The sequence below is a fragment of the Phaeodactylibacter xiamenensis genome, assembly GCF_000759025.1.
In the GTDB taxonomy this organism is placed as follows: Bacteria; Bacteroidota; Bacteroidia; order Chitinophagales; family Saprospiraceae; genus Phaeodactylibacter; species Phaeodactylibacter xiamenensis.
In genome coordinates, this window is sequence record NZ_JPOS01000028.1 from 1 (window position 1) to 3,044 (window position 3,044).

Genomic DNA, 3,044 nt, shown 5'->3' on the forward strand with positions numbered 1-3,044 from the left:
AACGGCGCGTACGATGACGCTACGGGCATCTGGACAATCGGTGATCTGGCCAACGGCGCGTCCGTAAGCTTAGAGGTCACGGCTTCGGTGAACGCCACAGGCGACTACTTCAACGTAGCTGAAGTGAGCGAAGCGAACGAAGACGACACCGACTCGACACCAGATAACGACGACGGCGACCAGTCTGAGGACGATGAGGACAGCGCGGAGACGACTCCAAACCCAATCATCGACCTTGAGCTGACGAAAGTCGTAGACAACGCCACGCCGAACGTCGGCGAAGAAGTGACCTTCACAGTCACGGTAGAGAACCAGGGCCCGAGCGACGCCACGGGCGTAGCAGTGCGGGACAACCTGCCGAGCGGCTACACCTTTGTGAGCAGCAACGGCGCATACGATGACGCTACGGGCATCTGGACAATCGGCGATCTTGCCAACGGCGCGTCCGTAAGCTTAGAGATCACGGCTTCAGTGAACGCCACAGGCGACTACTTCAACGTAGCCGAAGTGAGCGAAGCGAACGAAGACGACACCGACTCCACACCAGACAACGACGACGGCGACCAGTCTGAGGACGATGAGGACAGCGCGGAGACCACTCCGAACCCGATCATCGACCTTGAGCTGACGAAAGTAGTGGACAACGCTACGCCGAACGTCGGCGAGGAAGTGACCTTCACGGTCACGGTAGAGAACCAGGGCCCAAGCGACGCCACCGGCGTAGCGGTGCGGGACAACCTTCCAAGCGGCTACACTTTTGTAAGCAGCAACGGCGCGTACGATGACGCCACGGGCATCTGGACAATCGGTGATCTTGCCAACGGCGCGTCCGTAAGCCTTGAGATCACGGCTTCGGTGAACGCCACAGGCGACTACTTCAACGTAGCCGAAGTGAGCGAAGCGAACGAAGACGACACCGACTCGACACCAGATAACGACGACGGCGACCAGTCGGAGGACGATGAGGACAGCGCGGAGACGACTCCAAACCCAATCATCGACCTTGAGCTGACGAAAGTAGTGGACAACGCTACGCCGAACGTCGGCGAGGAAGTGACCTTCACGGTCACGGTAGAGAACCAGGGCCCAAGCGACGCCACCGGCGTAGCAGTGCGCGACAACCTTCCAAGCGGCTACACGTTCGTAAGCAGCAACGGCGCGTACGATGACGCCACGGGCATCTGGACAATCGGTGATCTTGCCAACGGCGCGTCCGTAAGCTTAGAGATCACAGCGAGCGTTAACGCCACAGGCGACTACTTCAACGTAGCCGAAGTGAGCGAAGCGAACGAAGACGACACCGACTCCACACCAGACAACGACGACGGCGACCAGTCTGAGGACGATGAGGACAGCGCGGAGACCACTCCGAACCCGATCATCGACCTTGAGCTGACGAAAGTAGTGGACAACGCTACGCCGAACGTCGGCGAGGAAGTGACCTTCACGGTCACGGTAGAGAACCAGGGCCCAAGCGACGCCACCGGCGTAGCGGTGCGGGACAACCTTCCAAGCGGCTACACTTTTGTAAGCAGCAACGGCGCGTACGATGACGCCACGGGCATCTGGACAATCGGTGATCTTGCCAACGGCGCGTCCGTAAGCCTTGAGATCACGGCTTCGGTGAACGCCACAGGCGACTACTTCAACGTAGCCGAAGTGAGCGAAGCGAACGAAGACGACACCGACTCGACACCAGATAACGACGACGGCGACCAGTCGGAGGACGATGAGGACAGCGCGGAGACGACTCCAAACCCAATCATCGACCTTGAGCTGACGAAAGTAGTGGACAACGCTACGCCGAACGTCGGCGAGGAAGTGACCTTCACGGTCACGGTAGAGAACCAGGGCCCAAGCGACGCCACCGGCGTAGCAGTGCGCGACAACCTTCCAAGCGGCTACACGTTCGTAAGCAGCAACGGCGCGTACGATGACGCCACGGGCATCTGGACAATCGGTGATCTTGCCAACGGCGCGTCCGTAAGCTTAGAGATCACAGCGAGCGTTAACGCCACAGGCGACTACTTCAACGTAGCCGAAGTGAGCGAAGCGAACGAAGACGACACCGACTCCACACCAGACAACGACGACGGCGACCAGTCTGAGGACGATGAGGACAGCGCGGAGACCACTCCGAACCCGATCATCGACCTTGAGCTGACGAAAGTAGTGGACAACGCTACGCCGAACGTCGGCGAGGAAGTGACCTTCACGGTCACGGTAGAGAACCAGGGCCCAAGCGACGCCACCGGCGTAGCGGTGCGGGACAACCTTCCAAGCGGCTACACTTTTGTAAGCAGCAACGGCGCGTACGATGACGCCACGGGCATCTGGACAATCGGTGATCTTGCCAACGGCGCGTCCGTAAGCCTTGAGATCACGGCTTCGGTGAACGCCACAGGCGACTACTTCAACGTAGCCGAAGTGAGCGAAGCGAACGAAGACGACACCGACTCGACACCAGATAACGACGACGGCGACCAGTCGGAGGACGATGAGGACAGCGCGGAGACGACTCCAAACCCAATCATCGACCTTGAGCTGACGAAAGTAGTGGACAACGCTACGCCGAACGTCGGCGAGGAAGTGACCTTCACGGTCACGGTAGAGAACCAGGGCCCAAGCGACGCCACCGGCGTAGCAGTGCGCGACAACCTTCCAAGCGGCTACACGTTCGTAAGCAGCAACGGCGCGTACGATGACGCCACGGGCATCTGGACAATCGGTGATCTTGCCAACGGCGCGTCCGTAAGCTTAGAGATCACAGCGAGCGTTAACGCCACAGGCGACTACTTCAACGTAGCCGAAGTGAGCGAAGCGAACGAAGACGACACCGACTCCACACCAGACAACGACGACGGCGACCAGTCAGAGGACGACGAGGACAGCGCGGAGACGGATCCAAACCCGATCATCGACCTTGAGCTGACGAAAGTCGTAGACAACGCCACGCCGAACGTCGGCGAAGAAGTGACCTTCACAGTCACGGTAGAGAACCAGGGCCCGAGCGACGCCACGGGCGTAGCAGTGCGGGACAACCT

1 pseudogene is annotated in these 3,044 nt (G+C 59.8%); it reads left to right on the forward strand.

What is annotated here, in order from left to right:
- Positions 1–3,044: pseudogene (locus IX84_RS11230) on the forward strand (hypothetical protein); the annotation flags it as partial.